Source organism: Tardiphaga robiniae (assembly GCF_013359755.1).
In the GTDB taxonomy this organism is placed as follows: Bacteria; Pseudomonadota; Alphaproteobacteria; order Rhizobiales; family Xanthobacteraceae; genus Tardiphaga; species Tardiphaga robiniae.
Map to the genome: position 1 here is coordinate 584,754 of NZ_JABMCJ010000094.1, position 22,296 is coordinate 607,049.

The 22,296-nt window shown below is 63.0% G+C and carries 21 protein-coding genes and 1 tRNA gene; 8 read left to right on the forward strand and 14 right to left on the reverse strand.

Annotated features, from left to right (window positions below; genetic code table 11):
- The first annotated feature begins 227 nt into the window (after window positions 1-227).
- Entirely contained in the window at window positions 228-2,051 is a 1,824-nt protein-coding gene (gene typA / locus HP556_RS29095) for a translational GTPase TypA (protein WP_089266528.1), read from the forward strand.
- A gap of 193 nt (window positions 2,052-2,244) precedes the next feature.
- Here typA and maiA read toward each other — a convergent pair whose 3' ends face one another.
- On the reverse strand, window positions 2,245-2,910 hold the full coding sequence (gene maiA / locus HP556_RS29100; protein ID WP_175369476.1) for a maleylacetoacetate isomerase: 666 nt from the start codon (window positions 2,908-2,910) through the stop codon (window positions 2,245-2,247).
- Between the two features lie 93 nt (window positions 2,911-3,003).
- On the opposite strand from maiA, the gene HP556_RS29105 reads away from it, so the two are divergent.
- Window positions 3,004-4,257 (forward strand): flavin monoamine oxidase family protein, encoded by a 1,254-nt coding sequence (locus HP556_RS29105; RefSeq protein ID WP_175369477.1) that lies wholly within the window; start codon window positions 3,004-3,006, stop codon window positions 4,255-4,257.
- Window positions 4,258-4,265: 8 nt separating this feature from the next.
- On the opposite strand, the gene HP556_RS29110 is transcribed toward HP556_RS29105, so the two are convergent.
- Complete coding sequence (locus HP556_RS29110; protein ID WP_338117631.1) at window positions 4,266-4,676, reverse strand: thiol-disulfide oxidoreductase DCC family protein; 411 nt, start codon at window positions 4,674-4,676, stop codon at window positions 4,266-4,268.
- Between the two features lie 34 nt (window positions 4,677-4,710).
- Window positions 4,711-5,595, reverse strand: a complete 885-nt coding sequence (locus HP556_RS29115) for an alpha/beta hydrolase family protein (protein ID WP_175369479.1) — start codon at window positions 5,593-5,595, stop codon at window positions 4,711-4,713.
- Window positions 5,596-5,875: 280 nt separating this feature from the next.
- On the opposite strand from HP556_RS29115, the gene HP556_RS29120 reads away from it, so the two are divergent.
- From HP556_RS29120 to HP556_RS29130, 3 genes are all read left to right on the forward strand, one after another.
- Window positions 5,876-6,385, forward strand: a complete 510-nt coding sequence (locus tag HP556_RS29120) for a GNAT family N-acetyltransferase (RefSeq protein ID WP_068737851.1) — start codon at window positions 5,876-5,878, stop codon at window positions 6,383-6,385.
- 103 nt (window positions 6,386-6,488) lie between these two features.
- Window positions 6,489-7,043: an inorganic diphosphatase gene (ppa, locus tag HP556_RS29125; protein ID WP_175369480.1), complete on the forward strand. Its 555-nt coding sequence runs from the start codon at window positions 6,489-6,491 to the stop codon at window positions 7,041-7,043.
- A 31-nt stretch (window positions 7,044-7,074) separates the two neighbouring features.
- Complete coding sequence (locus tag HP556_RS29130; RefSeq protein WP_175369481.1) at window positions 7,075-8,556, forward strand: M20 family peptidase; 1,482 nt, start codon at window positions 7,075-7,077, stop codon at window positions 8,554-8,556.
- Here HP556_RS29130 and folD read toward each other — a convergent pair.
- From folD to HP556_RS29145, 3 genes are read right to left on the reverse strand one after another with little or no spacing between them, the layout of a single operon-like run.
- Window positions 8,553-9,437: a bifunctional methylenetetrahydrofolate dehydrogenase/methenyltetrahydrofolate cyclohydrolase FolD gene (gene folD / locus HP556_RS29135; protein WP_175369482.1), complete on the reverse strand. Its 885-nt coding sequence runs from the start codon at window positions 9,435-9,437 to the stop codon at window positions 8,553-8,555. The genes HP556_RS29130 and folD overlap by 4 nt on opposite strands.
- Window positions 9,434-9,781 carry a DUF167 family protein gene (locus tag HP556_RS29140; protein ID WP_175369483.1) on the reverse strand — a complete coding sequence of 116 codons (348 nt, stop codon included), beginning with the start codon at window positions 9,779-9,781 and terminating at the stop codon, window positions 9,434-9,436. Before HP556_RS29140 ends, folD begins: the two co-directional genes overlap by 4 nt.
- A gap of 15 nt (window positions 9,782-9,796) precedes the next feature.
- The gene (locus HP556_RS29145) at window positions 9,797-10,087 is read right to left on the reverse strand and encodes a YggT family protein (RefSeq protein WP_068737841.1); all 291 of its coding nucleotides are present in this window, start codon (window positions 10,085-10,087) and stop codon (window positions 9,797-9,799) included.
- Between the two features lie 196 nt (window positions 10,088-10,283).
- Between HP556_RS29145 and HP556_RS29150 the strand changes: the two genes are divergently transcribed.
- Window positions 10,284-10,359: transfer RNA gene (locus HP556_RS29150), tRNA-Ala, on the forward strand.
- A gap of 111 nt (window positions 10,360-10,470) precedes the next feature.
- Here the strand turns inward: HP556_RS29150 and HP556_RS29155 are convergent.
- The 4 genes from HP556_RS29155 to HP556_RS29170 form a co-directional block, all read right to left on the reverse strand.
- Window positions 10,471-11,250, reverse strand: coding sequence for an SDR family NAD(P)-dependent oxidoreductase (locus HP556_RS29155; RefSeq protein ID WP_175369484.1), 780 nt, complete (start codon window positions 11,248-11,250; stop codon window positions 10,471-10,473).
- A gap of 211 nt (window positions 11,251-11,461) precedes the next feature.
- Window positions 11,462-11,941: a tellurite resistance TerB family protein gene (locus tag HP556_RS29160; RefSeq protein ID WP_175369485.1), complete on the reverse strand. Its 480-nt coding sequence runs from the start codon at window positions 11,939-11,941 to the stop codon at window positions 11,462-11,464.
- Window positions 11,942-12,097: 156 nt separating this feature from the next.
- Entirely contained in the window at window positions 12,098-13,507 is a 1,410-nt protein-coding gene (locus HP556_RS29165; protein WP_175369486.1) for an adenylate/guanylate cyclase domain-containing protein, read from the reverse strand.
- 137 nt (window positions 13,508-13,644) lie between these two features.
- Complete coding sequence (locus tag HP556_RS29170; RefSeq protein ID WP_175369487.1) at window positions 13,645-15,030, reverse strand: cytochrome P450; 1,386 nt, start codon at window positions 15,028-15,030, stop codon at window positions 13,645-13,647.
- Between the two features lie 210 nt (window positions 15,031-15,240).
- Here HP556_RS29170 and HP556_RS29175 point away from each other — a divergent pair, with 210 nt between their 5' ends.
- Entirely contained in the window at window positions 15,241-16,071 is an 831-nt protein-coding gene (locus HP556_RS29175; RefSeq protein WP_175369488.1) for a hypothetical protein, read from the forward strand.
- Window positions 16,072-16,307: 236 nt separating this feature from the next.
- Here the strand turns inward: HP556_RS29175 and HP556_RS29180 are convergent, their stop codons facing one another.
- Entirely contained in the window at window positions 16,308-17,684 is a 1,377-nt protein-coding gene (locus HP556_RS29180) for a hydrolase (RefSeq protein WP_175369489.1), read from the reverse strand.
- 165 nt (window positions 17,685-17,849) lie between these two features.
- Here HP556_RS29180 and HP556_RS29185 point away from each other — a divergent pair, with 165 nt between their 5' ends.
- The gene (locus HP556_RS29185) at window positions 17,850-19,535 is read left to right on the forward strand and encodes an MFS transporter (RefSeq protein WP_089266903.1); all 1,686 of its coding nucleotides are present in this window, start codon (window positions 17,850-17,852) and stop codon (window positions 19,533-19,535) included.
- 68 nt (window positions 19,536-19,603) lie between these two features.
- On the opposite strand, the gene HP556_RS29190 is transcribed toward HP556_RS29185, so the two are convergent.
- The 3 genes from HP556_RS29190 to obgE form a co-directional block, all read right to left on the reverse strand.
- A complete protein-coding gene (locus tag HP556_RS29190; protein ID WP_068737829.1) occupies window positions 19,604-19,825 on the reverse strand; it encodes a cysteine rich repeat-containing protein in 222 nt (73 codons plus the stop codon).
- Window positions 19,826-19,962: 137 nt separating this feature from the next.
- Window positions 19,963-21,093 carry a glutamate 5-kinase gene (gene proB, locus HP556_RS29195; RefSeq protein WP_092140564.1) on the reverse strand — a complete coding sequence of 377 codons (1,131 nt, stop codon included), beginning with the start codon at window positions 21,091-21,093 and terminating at the stop codon, window positions 19,963-19,965.
- 51 nt (window positions 21,094-21,144) lie between these two features.
- Complete coding sequence (gene obgE / locus HP556_RS29200; RefSeq protein ID WP_120287811.1) at window positions 21,145-22,194, reverse strand: GTPase ObgE; 1,050 nt, start codon at window positions 22,192-22,194, stop codon at window positions 21,145-21,147.
- Window positions 22,195-22,296 lie beyond the last annotated feature (102 nt).

A 22,296-nucleotide genomic window follows, 5' to 3' on the forward strand; every position in this document is an offset into this window, starting at 1 on the left:
TTGGCAGATTCGCATTGTTTTTCGGCGATTTCCCCCTATATTGCGCCGCAACGCGTCCGAGTACCCGGCCCCTTCTGGCCGGGTTTGCTTTTGGAGGGATTGCCCCAGCGCGTTTTCAGACGAGGCAGTTATCGAACGCGCTCGAGCGCAAGGCATAGCCTTTTGTTGTCGAGCATGTCTTGTTGAACCCGCTCAAGGGCACCCAGACCGTAACCAGAAGAAGACCTATGAACCTTCGCAACATTGCTATCATCGCCCACGTTGACCACGGCAAAACCACCCTCGTGGACAAGCTGCTGCAGCAGTCGGGCACGTATCGCGACAATCAGCGCGTCCAGGAACGCGCGATGGATTCGAACGACATCGAAAAAGAGCGCGGCATCACCATTCTCGCCAAGTGCACCTCGGTGCTGTGGGATGAAGTCCAGATCAACATCGTCGACACCCCGGGCCATGCCGACTTCGGCGGCGAAGTCGAACGCATCCTGTCGATGGTCGATGGCGTGATTGTGCTCGTCGACGCTGCTGAAGGCCCGATGCCGCAGACCAAGTTCGTGGTCGGCAAGGCGCTGAAGCTCGGCCTCAAGCCGATCGTCGCGATCAACAAGGTCGACCGTCAGGACGCCCGCATCACCGAAGTCGTCAACGAAGTGTTCGACCTGTTCGCAGCGCTCGACGCCACCGACGACCAGCTCGATTTCCCGATTCTGTACGGATCGGGCCGCAACGGCTGGATGGCCGACAGCCCGGACGCGTCGCATGATGTCGGCATGAAGCCGCTGTTCGATCTCGTCATCAAGCATGTCGCGCCGCCGGTGGTTGAAGAAGGTGCGTTCCGCATGCTTGGAACCATCCTGGAAGCCAACCCCTATCTCGGTCGCATCATCACCGGTCGCATCTCGGCCGGTTCGGTGAAGCCGAACCAGGCCGTCAAGGTGCTGTCGCGTGACGGTAAGGTCGTCGAAACCGGCCGTATCACCAAGATCCTGGCCTTCCGCGGCCTCGAGCGCCAGCCGGTGGAACTCGCCGAAGCCGGCGACATCGTTGCCATCGCCGGCCTGCCCAAGGGCACGGTCGCCGATACCTTCTGCGATCCGTCGGTTGAAATTCCAATCCAGGCGCAGCCGATCGATCCGCCGACCGTGTCGATGTCCTTCATCGTCAACAACTCGCCGCTCGCCGGCACCGAAGGCGACAAGGTCACCAGCCGCCTGATCCGCGACCGCCTGCTGCGGGAAGCCGAAGGCAATGTCGCGCTCAAGGTCGTCGAATCCGCCGATCGCGACGCGATGGAAGTGTCGGGCCGCGGCGAATTGCAGCTCGCGATCCTGATCGAGAACATGCGCCGCGAAGGCTTCGAACTGTCGGTGTCGCGTCCGCGCGTGGTTCTCACCAAGGACGAGAACGGCAACACGCTGGAGCCGGTCGAGGAAGTCGTCATCGACGTCGATGAGGAATTCTCCGGCGTGGTCGTTCAGAAGATGAGCGAACGCAAGGCCGAGATGATCGAGATGCGTCCGTCGGGCGGCAACCGCCTGCGTCTGGTGTTCTACGCGCCGACCCGCGGCCTGATCGGCTATCAGGGCGAACTCATGACCGATACCAAGGGTACCGCGATCATGAACCGCCTGTTCCACGACTACCTGCCCTATAAGGGCGAGATCGCCGGCCGCCGTAATGGCGTGCTGATCTCCAACGACCAGGGTGAAGCGGTGGCCTATGCCATGTTCAAGCTGGAAGATCGCGGCCCGATGATGATCGAGCCGGGCTGGAAGGTCTACAAGGGCATGATCATCGGCGAGCACACCCGCGAGAACGATCTCGAACTCAACGTTCTCAAGGGCAAGCAGCTCTCCAACATCCGCACTACCTCGAAGGATGAAGCGGTGCGTTTGACGCCGCCGATCCGCATGACCCTCGAAAAGGCGCTGGCCTATATCGAGAGCGACGAGCTGGTCGAGATCACCCCGAAGTCAATCCGCCTGCGCAAGAAGCATCTCGATGCCAACGACCGCAAGCGCGCCGAAAAGACCAAGGAAGTGATCGCGTAAGCGAGAGCATTCTTTGACTGGTTACGAAATGCCCGGCGAAAGCCGGGCATTTTTGTTTGGTGCGATGCCTTCACTCCGCCCCTCGTGGTGAGGAGGCGCGCAGCGCCGTCTCGAACCATGAGTTGGTGTCGCGCCGACGCTTGTGGCCATCCTTCGAGACGCCGCTGCGCGGCTCCTCAGGATGAGGGCGGAGTCAATTTGCCGGCGCTCCCACCTGCTTCAACGGATCCGCCTTCGCAAACGCCTCCATCGCCTCGCAGGTGGCGACGATGCGATTGATGGTTGGAATACCTGCAATCTCGATCTTCAGCACCTTCATGGTTGCGGTGATGCTGAGCAGACAGATGTCGGCGATGGTCACCTCGTCGCCATGACAGAAGCGGCCGGTGGCGGGCTCGCTGGCGAGGCGCTTCTCCACGGCGACGAGGCCCGTGGTGAACCAGTGCACCAGCCAGGCGCGAACTGCGGCATCGTCAAAGCCGGCGGTGATGGCGAGATATTTCCGCACACGCGGCGTAATGAGCGGGTGGGTGTCGGCGGCCAGCATCGCGGCGATCGAACGCACCCGGGCGCGGCCGTGTGGATCGCTCGGCAGCAGCGGCGGGGTCGGATGGATCTCGTCGAGGAATTCCAGGATCGCCAGCGACTGCGTTAGCGGCAGGTGGCCGGGCTCGATCAGGGCCGGAATCGCGCCGAGCGGATTGATCTTGAGGAACGCGTCGCCGCGCTGCTCGCCCTTGTCGAGGTCGATCACGCGCTCGTGCGCTTCCAATCCCTTCAGGTTGAGCGCCACGCGGACGCGATAGGTCGCGGACGTCCGCCAGAAGCCGTAGAGTTCGAAATCGTGTGGGGCTGTCATGCATCTTCTCCGAGGGCAGCGGTGGCTTGAATAATTCAAGCAAGCCTTTATCCCGTTGTCACCCGTTTCCCATCCGCTGTGAATACCGACGCGATGACCAGACTGCCTTCCGAAGTAGATGTCGCCATCATCGGAGCCGGCGCTGCCGGCCTCGGCGCCGCGCGTATGCTGGAAGGTTCCGGGCTCTCCGTGATCGTGCTGGAAGCGCGCGACCGGATCGGCGGCCGCGCCCATACGATCATGGCGACCCCCGGCATTCCGTTCGATCTGGGCTGTGAATGGCTGCACTCCGCCGACAAGAATGACTTCGTCAGCATCGCGAAAGAGCTCGGCTTCGCCGTCGACAAGTCGCGCCCGCCGTGGCGCGATCAGGCCTATGATGCCGCCTTCTCGAAGGCGAAGCGCGATGAGTTCTTCGCCGCGATCGACGCGTTCTATGAGCGCGCCGAGGAAGCCGCGGAAAACGAGATCGATGCGCCGGCGGCGACATGCCTCGAGCCCGGCAATCCATGGAATTCGATGATCGATGCGGTCTCGACTTATATCAACGGTTTCGAGCTCAAACACGTCTCGCTGCACGACATGGATGCCTATGAGGACACGGACATCAACTGGCGCCTGCCCGATGGCTACGGTGCGCTGATCGCGGCCTATGGCGCGCCATGTTCGGTAGCGCTGAATACCGAAGTGACACTCATCGATCATTCCGGTGCGCGTATCCGCATCGAGACGTCGCGCGGCACGCTCAGCGCGGCGAAAGTGATCGTCTGCGTGCCGACCAATCTCATCGCCAATGAAAATATCCGCTTCACGCCGCCGTTGCCCAGCAAGGTCGAGGCCGCCGCGGGCCTGCCGCTCGGCGCGGACAACAAGGTGATGCTGGCGCTCGCCGACGCGGAGAAGTGGCCGTCGGATATCGGGTTGCGCGGCGCCGCCCTGCGCACGGGTGTCGGCAGTTTTCACCTGCGCCCGTCCGGCCGCCCCTGCATCGCCGGTTTCTTCGGGGGCAGTTTCGCACGCGACCTGGAAGACGCGGGCGAGGGTGCACTCGCCGCGCAAAGCATCGACGAGATCGTGGCGCTGCTCGGCTCGGATATCCGCAGCAAGCTCACGCCGCTCGCGGAATCCCGCTGGGGTCACGACCGCTTCGCGCAAGGTGCCTATTCGGCGGCGAAGCCCGGCCATGCGGATGCCCGCGCGGTCCTCGCGGCGCCGGTGGATGGCAGGCTGTTTTTTGCCGGCGAAGCGACATCGCCGAATTTCTTCTCGACGGCGCATGGGGCGCGGGAGAGTGGAGAGCGGGCGGCGAAGGAAGTGCTGGCCACAGGCAACCAGAGCAAAGCGTAGACGCTCGCTTACTCCATCACCCTTGCCCTCATCCCCGCATCCGGCACGATACACGCCTCCGTCTTCCCGAAAATCCGATAGCGGTTCGTTGCGATCAGGCTGTAGACCGGATTGCGCAGCGCCTTCGGCACGGCGAACAGCACGCGCACCCATTGCCAGCCGGGCAGGGTCGACAGCACCGTCAGCGCCGCATCGGATCTGACATAAGCCACGCCGCCATGGATCACCGCATTGGTGTCGGGGTCGGCGGGATCGATGCCGAAATGGCGGGCGAGGCGGCTGCCATAGTCGGACTGGATCGGAGTGAAGCGGAAGCGATGATCAGTGTCGCGTTTGGCGACGAACTGGATCCAGCGCGAGCAGAAGATACAGACGCCGTCATAAAGGATGACATTGTCATCGGGCCAGGGCTCGGTCACTGCACTGTCCATTCCGGTTGCGCAGGTTTGCGCGTCATCGCTTCCTCGCCGTAATTGCCTTCAACGCCTTGTCCAGCGTGGCACCATAGATGTCGTTACCGCCGTCGCTCTCCGCAAGCCAGTGGCCCTCGCTTCGAAAATTAGGCAGTTCGTAGACATCGACCCTGGCGCCACCCTTGCGAAACGCATCCGCCAGCTGGCGTGACAAGTCCGGCGAAAAATAGCTGTCATTGCGCGCGACGAGCCAGATCACAGGCACGTGCGCCGTCTGTCCGAAGGTTGCGGCAGCGGCGATCAGGCGCTGCGGCGCGCAGACGTCATTCGGCCGGTCATTGGCATGGCCGCCGCGTCCGGGGGCAAAGGCAATGATCGCTCTGACGCCTTGCGGATTGGCGCCGGCCATGGCGAGCGCGCCCCAGCCGCCCGCGGAATGGCCGACGACGATCGTGCCGTCGCTGCGAATGAAGGGTTGTTTGCGAATGTCAGTCATCGCTGCGGCGATACTATCCGCCGTGGCGCGGCCGGCGCCGAGATAGTCGGCATTGTCGCAGCCGCCTTGGTCTTCGAGATAACGCCCGCCGGTTAAGCCATGGCCGGGGCGCTCCGGCACCAGCACGGCGTAGCCTCGCCTGACAAACCAGGAGGCCAGTGCGCGATATTCCGGTTGCGGCATCTGCGCGCGGCGCAGCGCATTCTGCGTGGTGGCATGCGCAATGACAGCGAGCGGGAACGGGCCATTGCCGGGTGGGCGGAATAGCACCGCGCGGGAACTGGTATTTGGATCGGGCGACGCTACCGACCAGACCTGCCGGCGATGCGGCGCTTCTTCCGGGGCCTGCGCGCCTGATGTCTGGGCTGCGAGAGTAGCGGCGCTTCCGAGCAATGCAGCCAGCAGGCAAAGCGCTTGGACGTGTTTCATGAGCGCTCAGGGACTTTCGTGCGGACGCAATGCCTGTCGAACTCTACACGCCGCGAATCACATTGATGCAGTTGTGCACATCGATACGCGTGTGCAACTGCGTCACGACTCGCGCGATACGTGCCAGCAGTGGAAAACATGGCGTTCGGCGCGCATTGGATGCAGCTCTGTCCTTTTTCGATACAACTCTTTCGGTAAACTGATGCTGAAAATCCACACGTTAACCGATAATTAACGATGGACCTTGAAGAGCGCCCGCCGACTTGCTTTGATCCCCTCCATGAGCACAACCCTGATCGAGGTTCGGCCGGCCAAAGCTGCGGATGCAGCCGCGGTGGCGTCCACCCATGACGAAGCCTGGCGCGCGGCCTATCAAGGTCTCATCCCGGGCCCCGAATTGGAAAAGCTGATCAACCGCCGCGGTCCCGGCTGGTGGGATTCCGCGATCCGCAAGGGCAGCCGCGTCAGCGTTTTGTGCTTCGGTGACAAGGTCGCCGGCTACGCCAATTACGGTCGCAACCGCGCCCGCAGCCTGCAGTTCGAAGGCGAGATCTACGAACTTTACCTGCGACCGGAATTCCAGGGCCTCGGCTTCGGCCGCCGGCTGTTCGCCTCCGCCAAGCGCGACCTCGTGCAGAGCGGGCTGAAGAGCATGGTGATCTGGGCGCTGTCGGACAATGAGGGCGCCACGGAGTTCTACCGCGCTCTGGGTGGCCGCATGGTGGCCCGCTCCTCGGAGCGTTTCGGCGCAAAATCGCTCGATAAAGTGGCATTCGCCTGGACGAATTAAGCCATTAAGCCGGTTCATGATTTTCTGGTCTCGCAGGCGTTGAATCCGGGCTCCCGCTCGGCTACGCCTGTCGCAACCTGTCCTATGAAATCTGGAGTGTTTGATGCGTCTTGACGCAATCCCGCTCGGCGCCAAGGCGCCGCATGAAGTGAACGTCGTGATCGAGGTCCAGGTGGGCGGCGAGCCCATCAAATATGAGATGGACAAGGAATCCGGCGCACTGTTCGTCGATCGCTTCCTCTACACCCCGATGCGCTACCCGGGGAATTACGGTTTCATCCCGCACACTTTGTCCGGCGACGGCGATCCCTGTGACGTGCTGATTGCCAACACCCGAGCCATCGTGCCGGGCGCGGTGATGAGCGTGCGTCCCGTCGGCGTGCTGTTGATGGAAGACGAAGGCGGCCTCGATGAGAAGATCATCGCCGTGCCGACCTCGAAGCTGACCCAGCGCTACGACAAGGTGAAGAACTACAGCGATCTGCCTGAGATCACGCTGCAGCAGATCCAGCACTTCTTTGAGCACTACAAGGATCTCGAGCCCGGCAAGTGGGTCAAGGTGGTGCGCTGGGGCGATGCCGCCGACGCGCAGCGCCTGATCCTCGAAGGGGTCGAGCGCGCCAAATCTGCAAAAGAATCGGCCGCCAAGACCAAGTAACAGAGACCGGCGTAGCAGAAGGGGACTTCCGATGCGCCGATGGATCAAACTGCTCCGAACGGCCGCGCTGATCGTCATCGCGGCCGTTTTGCTGCTCGCGGGCATCGTTCTCGTCAAGACGTTCAGCGGGGGATCACGGCAGCTTCAGGTGACCGCCGCGGCAAAGGCGCCGGTTGATGAGCAGGCGGCCGCAGAGCGCCTTGCAGAGGCGATCCGCTTTCCGACCATCTCCAATTTCCTCAATCCCGATCAGGCCGCCGAACCACTGCGTGCGATGCAGGCGCATCTGGTGGCGAGCTTCCCGGCCTTCCATGCGGCGGCGAAGCGCGAACTCGTCGGCAACTACAGTCTGCTCTACACATGGGAAGGCAGCGATCCTGCCTTGAAGCCGATTGCGCTGCTGGCGCATCAGGATGTCGTGCCCGTCGCACCGGGCACCGAGAAAGACTGGCAGCAACCGCCGTTCAAGGGCGTCGTCGCCGATGGCTTCATCTGGGGCCGTGGCTCCTGGGACGACAAGGGTAATCTGTATTCAATCCTCGAGGCCGCCGAGGTGATGGCGAAGCAGGGTTTCCGCCCCAAGCGCACCATCTATTTCGCCTTCGGCCATGACGAGGAAGTCTCCGGCACCCGCGGCGCAAGGGCGATCGCGGCGCTGCTGACGTCGCGTGGCGTCAAGCTCGACTTCGTGCTCGATGAAGGCCTTTTGATCACCGAGGGCATTCTCAAGGGGCTCGACAAGCCGATGGCGCTGATCGGCGTCGCCGAGAAAGGCTATGCGACGCTGGTGCTGACCGCGCATGGCACGCCCGGTCACTCGTCGATGCCGCCGCGCGAGACTGCCATCGGCATGATGAGCGCGGCGCTGACGCAGCTCGAAAACAAGCGCCTGCCGATGCAGATCCGCGGCACCGTCGGCGAGATGTTCGACACCATCGCGCCGGAAATGAGCGGCTTCAACCGCGTGGTACTGTCCAATCTGTGGCTGTTCAAGCCGCTGTTGCTGCGCGAATTCGAGAAGAGCGGTCCGGCCGAGGCAACGGTGCGCACGACCACGGCGCTGACGATCTTCAAGGCCGGCGAGCAGGACAATGTGCTGCCGGGCAATGCGGAGGCCACGGTGAATTTCCGGCTGTTGCCCGGCGATACGCAAGCTAGCGTCACCGAACACGTGCGCAGCGCGGTCAGCAACGACAGGATTTCCATCGCGCCGTTCCCCGGCAATACCGATCCGCCCCCGGTGACCGGGACCGCGAGTCCTTCTTATCGCGCGCTCAATCAGACCATTCGCGAGATTTTCCCGGATGCGCTGGTGGCACCGGGCCTGATGGTCGCGGCAACGGATTCGCGGCACTATACGAATGTGACGGACAACATCTTCCGCTTCTCGCCGGTGCGCGCGACGTCGGAAGACCTCAAGCGTTTTCACGGCACCAACGAACGGCTGAGCGTCGCGAATTACGCAGACATGATCCGGTTCTATCGACGGTTGATCGAGAATACGGCGAACTAAACCGCCGGTGCCGGCAGCTTGTGAATCGCACATGCCGCGCGCAACGTATTCACCAGCAGACATGCGACGGTCATCTGGCCGACACCGCCGGGCACCGGCGTGATCGCGCCGGCGGTCTTCAGCGCTTCCTGATAGGCCACGTCGCCGACGAGACGCGTCTTGCCTTCGGCACCGGGCAGCCGATTGATGCCCACATCGATCACGGTCGCGCCGGGCTTGATCCAGTCACCGCGCACCATTTCAGGGCGGCCCACTGCCGCATAGACTAGATCGGCCTGCGCGCAGAGCTTGGCGAGATCGCGCGACTTCGAATGCGCGATGGTCACGGTGGCGTTTTCATTGAGCAGCAACTGCACCAAGGGACGGCCGACCAGATTGGAGCGCCCGATCACGATGGCATTCATGCCTTCGAGTGATTTGTGCACGCTCTTGGTCAGGATGATGCAGCCGAGCGGCGTGCAGGGGGACAGTGCGGGCATGCCGCTGGCGAGGCGTCCGGCATTGATCGGGTGCAGGCCATCGACATCCTTGGCCGGATCGATGGCGTTGACCACAGCGTCGGTGTCGAGCCCCTTCGGCAGCGGCAGCTGCACGAGAATGCCGTGCACGGCGGGATCGGCGTTGAGCTTCTGCACCAGCGCGATCAGATCGGCCTGTGCGACGTCAGCGGGCAGCTTGTGTTCGAAGGAGGCCATGCCGGCTTCCTGGGTCTGCTTGTGCTTGCTACGCACATAGACCTCGCTGGCGGGATCGCTGCCGACCAGCACTACGGCGAGGCCAGGCGTCACGCCATGTTCGGCTTTGACGCGCGCGACTTCGGCGGCGACGCGGCCGCGCAATTCGGCGGCAATGATCTTTCCATCGATGATGCTGGCGGTCATATGTCGGTCCTGTCGTCTGCGTCGTCGGGCGTTGCTGCAGTGATCTTGCGCAGCATCGCGCCCAGTTTCGTCGGGTCGCCGTCGATCGCGATCTGCTTCACGCGCGACGTGGTGCCGGACAGCACGCGCACATCTCGCTTCGGCACGCCGAGTTGCTTGGCAAGCAGTTCGGTCACGGCACGGTTGGCCTCGCCGCCCTCGGCGATGGCGCGCACCCGCACCTTCACTACCGAACGGCCATTGGCCATGGTCTCGATCCCGTCGATATCGTCTCGGCCACCCCGCGGCGTCACGCGAACGGCGATGCTGACACCGTCAGCCGCGTAGCGCCAGGGATCTGCCACGAACCCGGCGGCCGATCAGAAGACGCTGGGATAGATGTAGTAGGTGATCACCCGCTGCAGGAACATGATGATCAGGATCAGGATGATCGGCGAGATATCGAGACCGCCGAGGCTCGGCAGCATCCTGCGGATAGGCGCCAGCACGGGCTCGGTAATCCGGAACAGGAATTCGGCGATCGCGGAGACGAACTGGTTGCGAGTGTTGACGACGTTGAAGGCGATCAGCCAGGACAGGATCGCCGAGGCGATCAGCAGCCAGACATAGAGATCGAGAATGATCAGCACGATATCGAGAACTGCGCGCATGGCGGGGATGGCTCGCGGGTTAGGTCGCGGATTCGACTGTCCGCTAAATATCGGTTCAGCCCCCCTCAAACAAGGGAAGTTCCGGGCGAAAAGTGCCGGAAAACCGCGCTTTTGCGACGTTCTTGACTTGCCGTTAACGGGGATTGTAAATGGCGCCGATTGCTGACCGGATCGCATGGGCGACCCGGTTCGTATCGGGGCCATAGCTCAGCTGGGAGAGCGCGTCGTTCGCAATGACGAGGTCGGCGGTTCGATCCCGCCTGGCTCCACCATCCTTCGCTTGCTTCGCAAGCTCCGGCTCGGCAAGCCACCCTCCCGACCATAAAAAGCGAAGCAAACGAAGGATGTCTCGCCGAAGCCCGCAGGGCGTAGGCAGACCGGCTTCACACCCGTCTCAACTGCAACCTTGCCACCGCCCCCGCGATGAAGCCGCGCGGAAAAAGCCGCAGCAGCAGCGGCACGATCTTGATGCCGAGGCCGGGGAACACCGTGCGCTTGTTGGCCATCAGGCCCTGATAGCCCAGCAGGGCGACGTCAGCCGCCGAGACATTGAGGATCGCCGAGTCGAGGCCCGGCGTGAATCCGGCGCGCGCCTGGAATTCCGACGGCACCGGTCCGGGGCACAATGCGGTGACGCGCACACCCTTGGAGCCGAGCTCCTGGCGCAGCGCTTCGGTGAAGGACAGCACATAGGCCTTGCTGGCGTAGTACACGGCCATTCCGGGACCCGGCAAAAAACCCGCGATCGAGCTGAGATTGAGAATGCCGCCCTTGTTGCGGATCAGGCTCTCGGAAAAGCGCAGCGACAGATCCGTCAGTGCGCGCACATTGACCTCAAGCATGCCGAGTTGCCGGTCGCGGTCCATGTCGATGGCGCGACCGAACATGCCGAAGCCGGCATTGTTCACGACGTACTCCACTTCGACATTGGCAGCAGCGAGGGCAGCCGCGATCTGGGCGCAGGCGTCGCGCTGTTCGAGATCGCAGGGAATGATGATGGGCGCAGCACCGCCGGCAGCAGTGATTTCAGCGGCCAGCGCATTCAGACGCTCGGCACGGCGTGCAACCAGAGCGACGCGATGCTTGTTCGCGGCGAAGATGCGCGCGAACTCGGCGCCAATTCCGGCCGAGGCTCCGGTTATTAACGTCACGCGCTCAGTCACAATAAGGTACTCTTGAAATACGTGAGGACGATTTGCATGCATCTACAGGCGTAATAGGGATACCCGTGATGTGCAAGTCGGAATGACCACCGGAGTACCGTAGGACCTCCAGTTCCCGAGCGTGTAGCAGTGGCATGAATTATCGGGGACCGCGCATTAAACTTTGGTTATGCGTCGTGGTGCCGTCATTTGCCGGTCGGGCTGCGCCTGCTCAGACAGTCGTATCCGTTGTAGCCGTACCGCCCGCCACGCGTCGTTTGAGCTCCATCCGGTCACGTGATGAAACTGCGAGCAAGTCGGCTGCGCGCCAGACCACATTTTCCTCGAACTCACTGACGCGGCCGTCAGCATAGACCAGCTGCCACATCATCTCGACGAGACGGACACGACCGGGCTCGTCGACCACGCGCATGATGACGCTTGTAAAGTGATAGAGATCGACGGCCTCGCCTTCGACGAGGGTGGCAGCCGAGATGAGCCTGTCAGCCATGCCGGGATCGAGCTCGAAACGCGACTCGATCAGGCTGTGCAACTTGGCTTTCTCGATAGCTGAGGGCTCACCGTCCAGCGAGATGACGTGAAGCATCAGCGCCGTGGCGGCAAGACGGAAGCCGGTATCGTCGAATGCCTGATTTCCGTGCGCATCGGGAGACACCACGTCGGCAATGAATTGGCGCAGTTTTTCCAGCATTATTCTTTGAACCAGATGATCGCGAGGCCGGCCATGCCGCGAAGCGCTCGTGCTTTGTGGCGCGAAAATGGAACGCATGCAATGCGGCCGGGTTCCCGAAGCGCTGATGACAGTTAAGTAACAATTGAGACGAGCGGTAGTTTACGGGATCTCGTGTCACGGAATCTCATAGACCACGATCTTGTCGGCGATGCCGCGCAAGGCGGCGTGCTTCTGGATCGGCGTGATTTCGGCCTTCCTCAGGATGGCTTCCACGGCCAGCGCCGATATCACCGGGCTGGTGACATGGATCGCCTGCGAGGTTGACAGGCCCTGCACCCTGGCAGCGATATTGACGGTCTGGCCAAAGTAATCCTGCCGCTCGTTCAGCATCACGGCGAGGCAGGGTCCCTCATGGATACCGATCTTGACCACGAGGTCCTTGGTGCCGCGCTCCTCGTTCAGTCGCTCCATCGCGGCGCGCATGCGCAGACCTGCGGCCAGCGCCTGTTCGGGCCGCGTAAAGGTCGCCATGACGGCATCCCCGATGGTCTTCACGACGGCTCCCGCTTCCGACGCAATGATCTCCAGCAGTGCGTGGAAATGCGCACGCACCAGATCGAAGGCTGCGAGATCGCCGACGCGCTCGTACAAGGCCGTCGAGCCCTTGAGGTCGGTGAACAGGAAAGTCAGCGAGGTAATCTTTAGTCGCTGATCGATGTTAAGGTTGTCGGCCTTGTAGACATCGCGAAAGGTCTGGTTGGTGAGTATCCGCTTGGCCGTGAGGAACGGTTTGCGCTTGCCGATCAGGTGATGGAGGCCCTCGGCCGCGACAAATACCGATGGCAGCACGCGCACCTCGGTCTGGTTCTCGAGGGACAATCGCAACGGTCCGGGTTGCAGCGTGATGGTGCCGGTCGGTGTATGCTGCCGGTTGTAGATCAGCGACAGATGCTGTCGTTCCTTGGTCGGCTCGCCCTGCACGTCAATGAACTGCGCGGCATGGGTTACCGGCTCGAACACGATGACGAATTCCGACGGCAAGTGCAGCGACATCACCGCTTTTTCATGCGCCGGCAATTCCATTGCGTCCAGCGTCACTTCATCGGTGAGTGACGCAAACGATTCTTGGTTGAGATCGACGCCAGAGCTCCAGAACACCTGCTTGAAATATTCCCAGAGCGGCAGCGTATTGGGGTCGTGTGCAGCGATGTGCCTGACGCGCGGTGCGACCGTGAACGCCACCTCGACCTGCTCGTCAACCGACGCTTCATAGCCGCAGGCGCAGAGCCCGCAATGGTAGTCGTCATGGCGTAGCGATTTCAGCGTGCTGTGGGCATCAAGGACGCCGCTGCAGCCCGGGCACAACACATTCCAGGTCAGGTCGAACAGGCCGAGGCGGGAGGCATGCAGGAAGCCGGAAATGACGCGCTCTTCGTTCAGGCCACGGCGTGCCGCAAAATCCAGCACGTTGACACGATTGAGTTCGTGGTCCGCGCCGTCGCGGATCAGTTGTGCAATGGCATCGGCTACGGCCGGATCGGTCGCCTGGTTCAATGTCGCGAATAGTGCCTGAACATCACTCATGGCTTCAGTTTAGGCCAAATAGGCGCTGCATCCAAGACAGGGCTTTGACGCAACACTTCAACTTGTCGTTCCGCCCGCGTGCCATGAGCGCGCGGGGTAACGGGGAAGGCGTGAGGAGAGGGCGTGCTGAAATAACGTCAGCGCCGCTCAATGCGGAACATTGGCGAGCGATCCGGTTGTGTCGTCACCACGCCGATTGGCATGACGGGTGCTTTATCCGGTAGCTCGACGCGGAACGCGCCGATGATTTTCGCCAGTGCCAATGTGGCCTCGACAAGCGCGAAATGCGCGCCGATGCAGACCCGGGCACCGACGCCGAAAGGCAGATAGGCGAAGCGGTCCGGCGGCGTCGCGCCGGGCATGAAACGGGACGGCATGAAGGCGGTGGGCTCGTGCCACAATTTCTCGTGCCGATGCAGTAGCCAGGGTGCGATCAGGATCACGTCCTTGCTGGCGACGGACTGGCCAGCCAGACGATCAGGGCCCGCGGCGGCGCGTGCGATCAGGAAAGCCGGCGGATAGAGCCGCATGGTCTCATCGATCACCGCGCGGGTGAACTTCAGATGCTCCATGTCGAATGTGCCGCTCGCGCTGGCGGCACGGGCTTCGGCCGCGACCTGCTCCTGGGTCGCCGGATCGAGCGTCAGCATATACAGCGCCCAGAATAGCGCCGTTGCCGTCGTCTCATGGCCGGCGAGGATCATCGTCGCCACCTGATCGCCGAGCTGCCCATCGGTGAAGGATGCGCCGGTTTCCGGATCGCGCGCGGCCACCATCAGGTCGAACAGATCGCGCGGCGCGTCGTCGTTCTTGCCGGCGGCGCGACGTGCGGTCATCAGCTCGCCGACGAATCTCGTCCAGCGTCTGCGGAAGAAGGCGCGCGAGATATCCTGCGGCGTCGGCCAGCCCAGCGGCAGCAGCAGATCGAGGAAATGCGGCCGTGCCAGGTTCATGCCGTATTCCATCACGAAGTCGCGCAGCTTCGCGCCATGCTCGGCCATGCCGAAGGAGAACATGGTGCGGCCTGCGATCTCCAGCGTCATCCGCTGCATGATCGCGCGCAGATCGACCGGCTTGCCCACGGCGCGATGCAGGTCGGCCAGCGTGTCATCGACCGCCGAGATCATGTGCGGCACCAAAGTCGTCACCGCGCGCGGCGTGAAAGCGGGCGCCAGGGTGCGGCGCTGGTGTTTCCAGGTGCGGCCTTCGGCGAGCAGCAGGCCCTCGCCGAGCATCGGCCGCAGCACGCGGAATGCAGCGGGCGTGCGGGTATAGTTCTCGTAATTGTCCACCAGCACATGGCGGATCGCGTCGGGATCGTTGAGGATGAAGCTCGCGTGGCCGAAGAAGCGGCCCTTGACGATGTCATCTTCATAGGCGCGCTGACCCCAGGTCTCGATGGCGCTGCGGCGCATTGCCGACATACGCCCTAGCGCACCCATGTTCTCGGGCGCACGTGGCGGGCTCGGCGGCACCAGGGGCGCTCGCGCAGCGGAGAAATCGTAGACCTCGGCAATGCTCACGATGGGCCTCGCAATTGATCCAGGGACCGGAGCGTCTCGTCATTATAGCAGGCGTCCATCCGCGCGCCATGGAGGCCTCGATGGAAAGCGTGGCCGCAACGCACGCATCGACCAATATTGCGGTCCAGCGGGCGCATCCCTCGGAACGATACTCACGCATGCACATTAGGGAGGCAGTGGCTCCATATCGGACCGGCCTGAGGATTTAAAATGATCGATACCGTTGTCGTCCAACCCGCCGTAAGCGTCGACGAACCGCAAACCTCCGGCGTATCGTGGGCCGCGGTTGCAGCCGGTGCCGTGGTTTCGCTCGCACTGACGCTCGTCCTGATTGCCTTTGGCACAGGTCTCGGTCTGTCTGTCGTGTCTCCGTGGGCAAGTTCCGGCGCCTCCGCGACCACGTTCAAGATCACGACCGGTATCTACCTGATCGTCATCGCGATGATCTCGTCATCGCTCGGTGGTTATATTGCCGGCCGTCTGCGGTCGCGCTGGATCGGCGTGCATTCGGACGAAGTCTACTTTCGTGACACCGCGCATGGATTCCTGGCCTGGTCGTTCGCGACGGTTTTGGGAGCGATCCTGCTGGCATCTCCAGCAACCACTTTGCTGAGCGGAGCCGCGTCGGGTGTTGCTGCCGGTGCAACCGCTGCTGCAGCCCAGTCAGGTCCGAGCGATGGCTACCTGGATTCGCTGCTGCGTCCGACGACGCCGTCGGCCGATGGCACCAGCGCGGAAGCGCGTGGTGAACTGTCACGTGTGATGGCTGCCAGTTTCCGTGGTGGAGAGCTCAAGCCTGCCGACCGCAGCTACGTCAACAAGGTTGTCGCCAGCCGCACCGGTCTGAGCGAGGCAGATGCCGACAAGCGCGTCACTGAAGTCATCAACGATGCGAAGACCGCGGTGGATGCCACACGCAAGGCCGCGATGCAGCTCGCATTCTGGCTCACGGCGTCGCTGCTGATCGGCGCCTTCTCCGCCAGCCTTGCCGCGACGGAAGGTGGCGGGCTTCGTGACGGGACCTGGAAGCAGCGTCGTTAACCCCAATCAAAGGAGACAACCATGCCCATTCTTCTGTGGCTACTCGGAATCCCGCTTCCCCTCATCATCCTGGTACTATTGCTGCGATAACAGAATAACGAAGGAGCCCCGCACATGGCGGGGCTCTTTTGCGATTTCGAACAATGCCTCATGCGATCTGACCGGAGACGCGCAGGGAAGTCAGCAAAGCGGTTATATAGAAAGCCAGACCGCTGAGGCGCGCGAGTTGGCGTGATCTACTCGGTGAATTCCGCCACCGTGATCCGGTTTTCCGACGCCGGCCAGGCGCGCGCCACGATCCGCTCCTGATTGAACAGCGCTGCCACCGGACGTCCGATGTCCGTGGCCGGAAGGCGGATAGTCGAGAGCGAATCCGTGGGCACGCCGGCTTTCACGTCGGTCGGCTCCTTGCCGTCGAGCAGCACGACATCGCGCGGTAATCCAAAATAGCCACGGACGCGCGACATCGACAACACTGCACCGGCATTGGCATCGGTGGGTCCCAGCGGCCGGCCGGCGCGCAGATGCACGACGTCGGACGAGCGGGGGAATGGCGAGCGATAGGAATGCGTGATCGGCGCTCCGGCCGATGTCAGGACGATCTCGACAGGCCAGGTCGGATCGACCTGAACGGGACCCCAGCGGCCATCGGCGGATGTGCGGGCCGAATGGAGCGCTGTCCCGATCCGCTCGCCCGTGTCCGGCGCCACGCGGTACACCTCGACCAGGGCATCCGCGACCGGCCGGTTGGTGGGCACGCCGCCGGGCGTGCCGGTGACGAGACCGCTGATTTTCACCTCAGCTTCCGGCGCGATATCGATCCGCGCGGGTTCGCGGCCGGCGATGAATTTGTAGATCTCGCGGAAGGCGCGGGGGTGAAAGCCGGTTTCACGATGATCGATGGCGCCGAGGACGAGATTGGTGGCGCCGCGCAGCGCCGGACCATCGGCGGTGACGCCGGTGGCCACGCCCGGCTTGCCGAGCAGGCGACCGTCGGGCTGCGCATATTTGTCGATGCCATCGCTGCGGAGGGTGAGGAAAGCGGTGTCTTCGGTCACCTCAGGGCCTTCGCCGGGATTGAGGCTCTTGAGGAACGGGCTGCGGCCATTGAATTCGCTGCCGGGACTATCGGTCCCGTCGAACACGCCGTGATTGGGGGTGCCGCACAGGACGGCGTGGCTGACATCGGCGCTGCCGCCATTCTTGATGTAATTGCGCACCGCATTGCCGCCGCGCGAATTGGCGACCAGCGCCACTTTCGCAGCACCAGTGCGCTTTTTCAGTTCCGCGATGGCTTCGCCGAGTTCGCGGCGCTGGTCTTCGGTGGAGGAGCGGCCCTGCTGCGCCACAGCATCGTCGGAACGCGCCAGCGGGTCGGTGAAATTGAGCGCCATCAGCCGGTTGCGCGGGACGCCATTGGTTTCCATGCGCCAGATCTGCGTCATCCAGAGCGCCGCGTGGTCGCCATTGCCGTGGACGAACAGGATCGGGGGAATGTCGGAACCCGCAGTCGTGCCGGGGCCGGTCTGTGCTGCGGCCTCGAAACGGAGCGCATGGGCAGCCAGCGGCAGCATCGCTGCGCCCGTGAGTATGGTCCGTCGCGACAGCGCCATGGCTGGTCTCCCTCTCTCTGCGCACATCCGACGCCTGCCACTGTGATAGCGGAGCAGGCACTGGACAGACAACGCGTTTCGCAGGCATCACCTTGATACGCCATGCGGGGAATCAGGCCCCGTATGGCTCTGCAGTCGCTATCTGCAGCAGACGACGGGACGATGATGGCCGAAGCAGCGAAACCAGTGGTTCTTCCCTCCGACGGCATTGCCGCCCCGCTGCGGTTTGCGGTGTTCCGGCGGATCTGGCTAGCCAGCCTGTTGTCGAATCTCGGCCTGATGATCCAGAGCGTGGGCGCCGCCTGGGCGATGACGCAGATGACCGCGTCGGCCGACAAGGTGGCGTTGGTACAGACCGCCTTGATGCTGCCGATCATGCTGATCTCGATGCCGGCGGGCGCCGTGGCCGACATGTATGACCGCCGTGTCGTGTCGCTGGCTTCGCTGGTACTGTCGCTGGTCGGCGCCTGCGTACTAACCATGCTGGACTGGACCGGTCACATCACGCCGAACATCCTGCTCGCCTTCTGCTTCATCATCGGCAGCGGCATGGCGCTGTTCGGACCGGCCTGGCAATCCTCCGTGGGCGAGCAGGTGCCGCCGGAGGTACTGCCATCCGCCGTGGCGCTGAACGGCATCAGTTACAATATCGCGCGCAGTTTCGGCCCGGCGATCGGCGGCATCGTGGTCGCCACCGCCGGTGCCGTCGCAGCCTTCGCGGCCAATGCGGTGCTGTACATCCCGTTGCTGGTGGTGCTGTTTCTGTGGCGTCGCAAGGTCGATGTGTCGCGGCTGCCGCGTGAGCGGCTGAGCCGGGCCATCGTGTCCGGCGTGCGTTACATTGCTAATTCGCCGTCGATCAAGATCGTGCTGACGCGCACGCTGATCACCGGCATCTGCGGTGGTTCGGTCTCGGCGCTGATGCCGCTGGTTGCGCGCGACCTGCTGCATGGCGGCGCGCAGACCTACGGAATCATGCTCGGAGCTTTCGGCATGGGTGCGGTGATCGGCGCAATGAATATTGGGCATGTCCGCAAGCATCTGAGCGGCGAAAGTTCGATCCGGGCCTGTGCGCTGATCATGGGCGTCGCGATTGCCGTCGTCGCGGTCAGCAGCGAGCCGGTCATCACTGCGGCGGCGCTGGTGGTGGCCGGCTCGGTCTGGATGCTGGCGGTCGCGCTGTTCAATATCGGCGTACAGCTCTCGGCGCCGCGCTGGGTTGCCGGACGTTCGCTCGCCGCCTTTCAGGCTGCGATTGCCGGCGGCATCGCGATTGGCAGTTGGGGCTGGGGGCATCTCACAGACATGGTCGGCGTCGAAGCGGCATTGCTGGTGTCGGGCGGAGCGATGTTTCTCTCGCCGCTGTTTGGCCTGTTCCTAAGGATGCCGCCGACCGGCGCGCGCGACGAGGATGCGGAGCGTCTTGAAGATCCGGAAGTGCAGCTGCAATTGACCGCGCGCAGTGGTCCGCTGGTGGTGGAGATCGAATATCGCGTGGATCAAGAGAATGCGCGCGCATTCCACGGCGTGATGCAGGACGTGCAGCTCTCGCGCCAGCGCAACGGCGCCTATGGGTGGTCTATCGCGCGCGATATCGCTGATCCCGAATTGTGGACCGAACGCTACCACTGCCCGACCTGGCTCGATTTCCTGCGCCAGCGTAATCGTTCGACGCAGTCCGAGCGCGCTTTGTATCAGCGCGCGGCGGACTATCATCTGGGGCCGGATCCGGTTCGCGTGCGCCGCATGCTGGAGCGGCCGTTCGGTTCGGTGCGCTGGAAGGACGATACGCCCGATCGCGCAGCGACCGAGGTGCTTCCTGTCGCGACGCCGGCCGGCAGCAGCGGTTAGAGCTTCTTATCTTGACGCGTTTTCCCGCCGCGAACCGGTGCTCACTTCACTCGAAAACGCTAGTCGCGCTATTGATTATTCTCGGCGAGAACTTTCGCGCAGGCCTTGCTGAGCTTCGAACGGTTTTCCTTGAGGCAGCTGAGCACGACCATGTCACCATCGTTCATCTTGGCGCGGCAGAAGCGCGAGACGTCGCGTGAGCAGGCCGACTGATTGGCTGATGTGTTACCGCCCTGCGCGAAAGCGGACGTTGCGATCAGCAGGAACGGGATGATCAAAAGTCGGGTCATGAAATGGGCCTCCCTAAAAATTGGCTATCTGATTCTATGGCGCGCAACGAAGTACGCGGGAATGGCGCAATGATGGCGAGCGTTCGGCGCCAAGTTTACGGATTGCGCGTTACGTCATTCAGGCGAAGCGTCGCCGCTTAACTTCGTGATCCCGAAATCACGAGATCGTCGCGATGGATCATTTCGGCGCGGCCGCTGATCCCAAGAATAATCATCACGTCCGGAGATGAGCGGCCTTTGATCTTCTCAGCATTGTCTGCGTCATAAGCCACGAGGCCGCGGCCAATTTCGTGCGTGTCCGGTCCACGCACGATAACGGCGTCGCCGCGTGCGAAGTCACCTTCCACCTTGATGACGCCGGCAGGCAGCAGACTCTTGCCGGCACGGAGTGCGGCGACCGCACCTGCATCAATGGTCAGCGTGCCTTTCGGTTCCAGCGATCCCGCAATCCAGCGTTTGCGCGCAGTGACGGGATTTGCAGGAGTCAGGAACCAGGTACACAGGCCGCCATCGGCGATCTTCTGCAGTGGATGCTCGACCTTGCCGGACGCGATGATCATATGCGTGCCCGCGGTGGTCGCGATCTTGGCAGCTTCGATCTTAGTGTACATGCCGCCGCGCGACAATTCGCTCTCGGCAGCGCCCGCCATGCCTTCGATCTCGGCAGTGACGCTGTCGACGATGGGAATCAGCTTCGCATCGGGATTGGCGCCGGGTGGTGCAGTGTAGAGCCCGTCGATATCCGACAATAGCACCAGCAGATCGGCGGATGCCATGGTCGCGACGCGCGCCGCGAGGCGATCATTGTCGCCATAGCGGATCTCGTTGGTCGCCACCGTGTCGTTCTCGTTGATGACCGGCACCGCGCGCCATTCCAGCAGTTTGCCGATGGTCGAGCGCGCATTGAGGTAACGACGACGTTCCTCGGTGTCCTGCAGCGTCACGAGAATCTGTCCGGCACCGATGCCGTGATGGCCCAGTACTTCCGACCAGATGCGCGCCAGCGCGATCTGCCCGACGGCAGCGGCGGCCTGGCTCTCTTCGAGTTTCAGCGGACCGCGCGGAAGCTTGAGGCGGCTGCGGCCGAGCGCGATCGAGCCTGATGAGACCACGAGGACGTCGCGACCGTCCGCATGCAGCTTGGCGATATCGGCGGCCAACGCCGCAAGCCATTTGGCCCTGACTTCGCCGGCCGCGGAATCGATCAGCAGCGACGAGCCAACCTTGACGACGATACGGCGAAAGTTCTTCAGCTCGGGGCGCGACATGATGTGGGCTTTGGCAGGACGTGTGATGCTTGGACGGACGTGAGAGGCAGATCAGCTCGTCGCCGGCGCCCATGGCGCAGACTGCGCTGCGCTCTTGGCCTTGTCCGACACCGGCGCCTCGCCGATCACTGCAACGAGCGCACGCAATGCGTCCGGCACGCCTTCGCCCGTTGCGCCCGAGATCAGCAGCGGCGTCTGCTTCGCAGCGCGCTTCAACCGGTCCTTCTGCTTCTTCAACTCGTCCGGCTCGACCGCATCGATCTTGTTGAGCGCGACGATCTCGACCTTGTTGGCAAGGTCGCCCTCATAGGCATCGAGTTCGGCGCGGACGGTCTTGTAGGCCTTGCCCGCATGTTCGCAGGTCGCATCGATCAGATGCAGCAGCACGCGGCAACGCTCGACATGGCCGAGGAAGCGATCGCCGAGGCCGGCGCCTTCATGCGCGCCCTCAATCAGGCCGGGAATGTCGGCCAGCACGAATTCGCGCGCGTCGACATCGACGACGCCGAGCTGCGGATGCAGCGTCGTGAACGGATAGTCCGCGATCTTCGGCCGCGCAGCGCTGACCTTGGAGAGGAATGTGGACTTGCCGGCATTGGGCAGTCCGACGAGGCCTGCGTCCGCAATCAGTTTCAGCCGCAGCCAGATCCAGCGCTCTTCGCCGGGCTGGCCGGGATTGGCATTGCGCGGTGCGCGGTTGGTCGATGACTTGAAGTGCGCATTGCCGAAGCCGCCATTGCCGCCCTCGGCCAGCACATAGGTCTCGCCGAGCTTGGTGAAGTCGTGGATCAGCGTCTCGCGATCCTCATCGATGATCTGCGTGCCGACCGGAACTTTGAGCGTGATCGGCTTGCCATTGGCGCCATGGCGGTCCTTGCCCATACCATTGGTGCCGCGCGGCGCCTTGAAGTGCTGCTGGTAGCGATAGTCGATCAGCGTGTTGAGGCCGTCGACCACTTCGATGATGACATCGCCGCCGCGGCCGCCATTGCCGCCGGAGGGACCGCCGAACTCGATATACTTCTCGCGGCGAAAGGCCACGCAGCCGTTTCCGCCGTCGCCGGAGCGAATGTAAACCTTGGCTTCATCGAGGAATTTCATAGCGTATCCGTATCGCAGGGGGGTGGTCGCGGCAACCACTTCGTCGCCGGAGCATCGTGAAAAGCCCTTATTTGGGGGCCTTGCTGCGCATCAGGTGACGTC

Excerpts from the sequence above, each read along its gene's own strand:
- HP556_RS29165 (WP_175369486.1), bottom strand. The coding sequence starts at position 13,507 with ATGAGTGATGTTCAGGCACTATTCGCGACATTGAACCAGGCGACCGAT.
- HP556_RS29120 (WP_068737851.1), top strand. The coding sequence starts at position 5,876 with ATGAGCACAACCCTGATCGAGGTTCGGCCGGCCAAAGCTGCGGATGCA.
- HP556_RS29145 (WP_068737841.1), bottom strand. The coding sequence starts at position 10,087 with ATGCGCGCAGTTCTCGATATCGTGCTGATCATTCTCGATCTCTATGTC.
- obgE (WP_120287811.1), bottom strand. The coding sequence starts at position 22,194 with ATGAAATTCCTCGATGAAGCCAAGGTTTACATTCGCTCCGGCGACGGC.
- HP556_RS29180 (WP_175369489.1), bottom strand. The coding sequence starts at position 17,684 with ATGGCGCTGTCGCGACGGACCATACTCACGGGCGCAGCGATGCTGCCG.
- HP556_RS29130 (WP_175369481.1), top strand. The coding sequence starts at position 7,075 with ATGCGCCGATGGATCAAACTGCTCCGAACGGCCGCGCTGATCGTCATC.
- proB (WP_092140564.1), bottom strand. The coding sequence starts at position 21,093 with ATGTCGCGCCCCGAGCTGAAGAACTTTCGCCGTATCGTCGTCAAGGTT.
- HP556_RS29175 (WP_175369488.1), top strand. The coding sequence starts at position 15,241 with ATGATCGATACCGTTGTCGTCCAACCCGCCGTAAGCGTCGACGAACCG.
- HP556_RS29185 (WP_089266903.1), top strand. The coding sequence starts at position 17,850 with ATGGCCGAAGCAGCGAAACCAGTGGTTCTTCCCTCCGACGGCATTGCC.
- HP556_RS29105 (WP_175369477.1), top strand. The coding sequence starts at position 3,004 with ATGACCAGACTGCCTTCCGAAGTAGATGTCGCCATCATCGGAGCCGGC.
- typA (WP_089266528.1), top strand. The coding sequence starts at position 228 with ATGAACCTTCGCAACATTGCTATCATCGCCCACGTTGACCACGGCAAA.
- ppa (WP_175369480.1), top strand. The coding sequence starts at position 6,489 with ATGCGTCTTGACGCAATCCCGCTCGGCGCCAAGGCGCCGCATGAAGTG.
- HP556_RS29190 (WP_068737829.1), bottom strand. The coding sequence starts at position 19,825 with ATGACCCGACTTTTGATCATCCCGTTCCTGCTGATCGCAACGTCCGCT.
- folD (WP_175369482.1), bottom strand. The coding sequence starts at position 9,437 with ATGACCGCCAGCATCATCGATGGAAAGATCATTGCCGCCGAATTGCGC.
- HP556_RS29115 (WP_175369479.1), bottom strand. The coding sequence starts at position 5,595 with ATGAAACACGTCCAAGCGCTTTGCCTGCTGGCTGCATTGCTCGGAAGC.
- HP556_RS29160 (WP_175369485.1), bottom strand. The coding sequence starts at position 11,941 with ATGCTGGAAAAACTGCGCCAATTCATTGCCGACGTGGTGTCTCCCGAT.
- maiA (WP_175369476.1), bottom strand. The coding sequence starts at position 2,910 with ATGACAGCCCCACACGATTTCGAACTCTACGGCTTCTGGCGGACGTCC.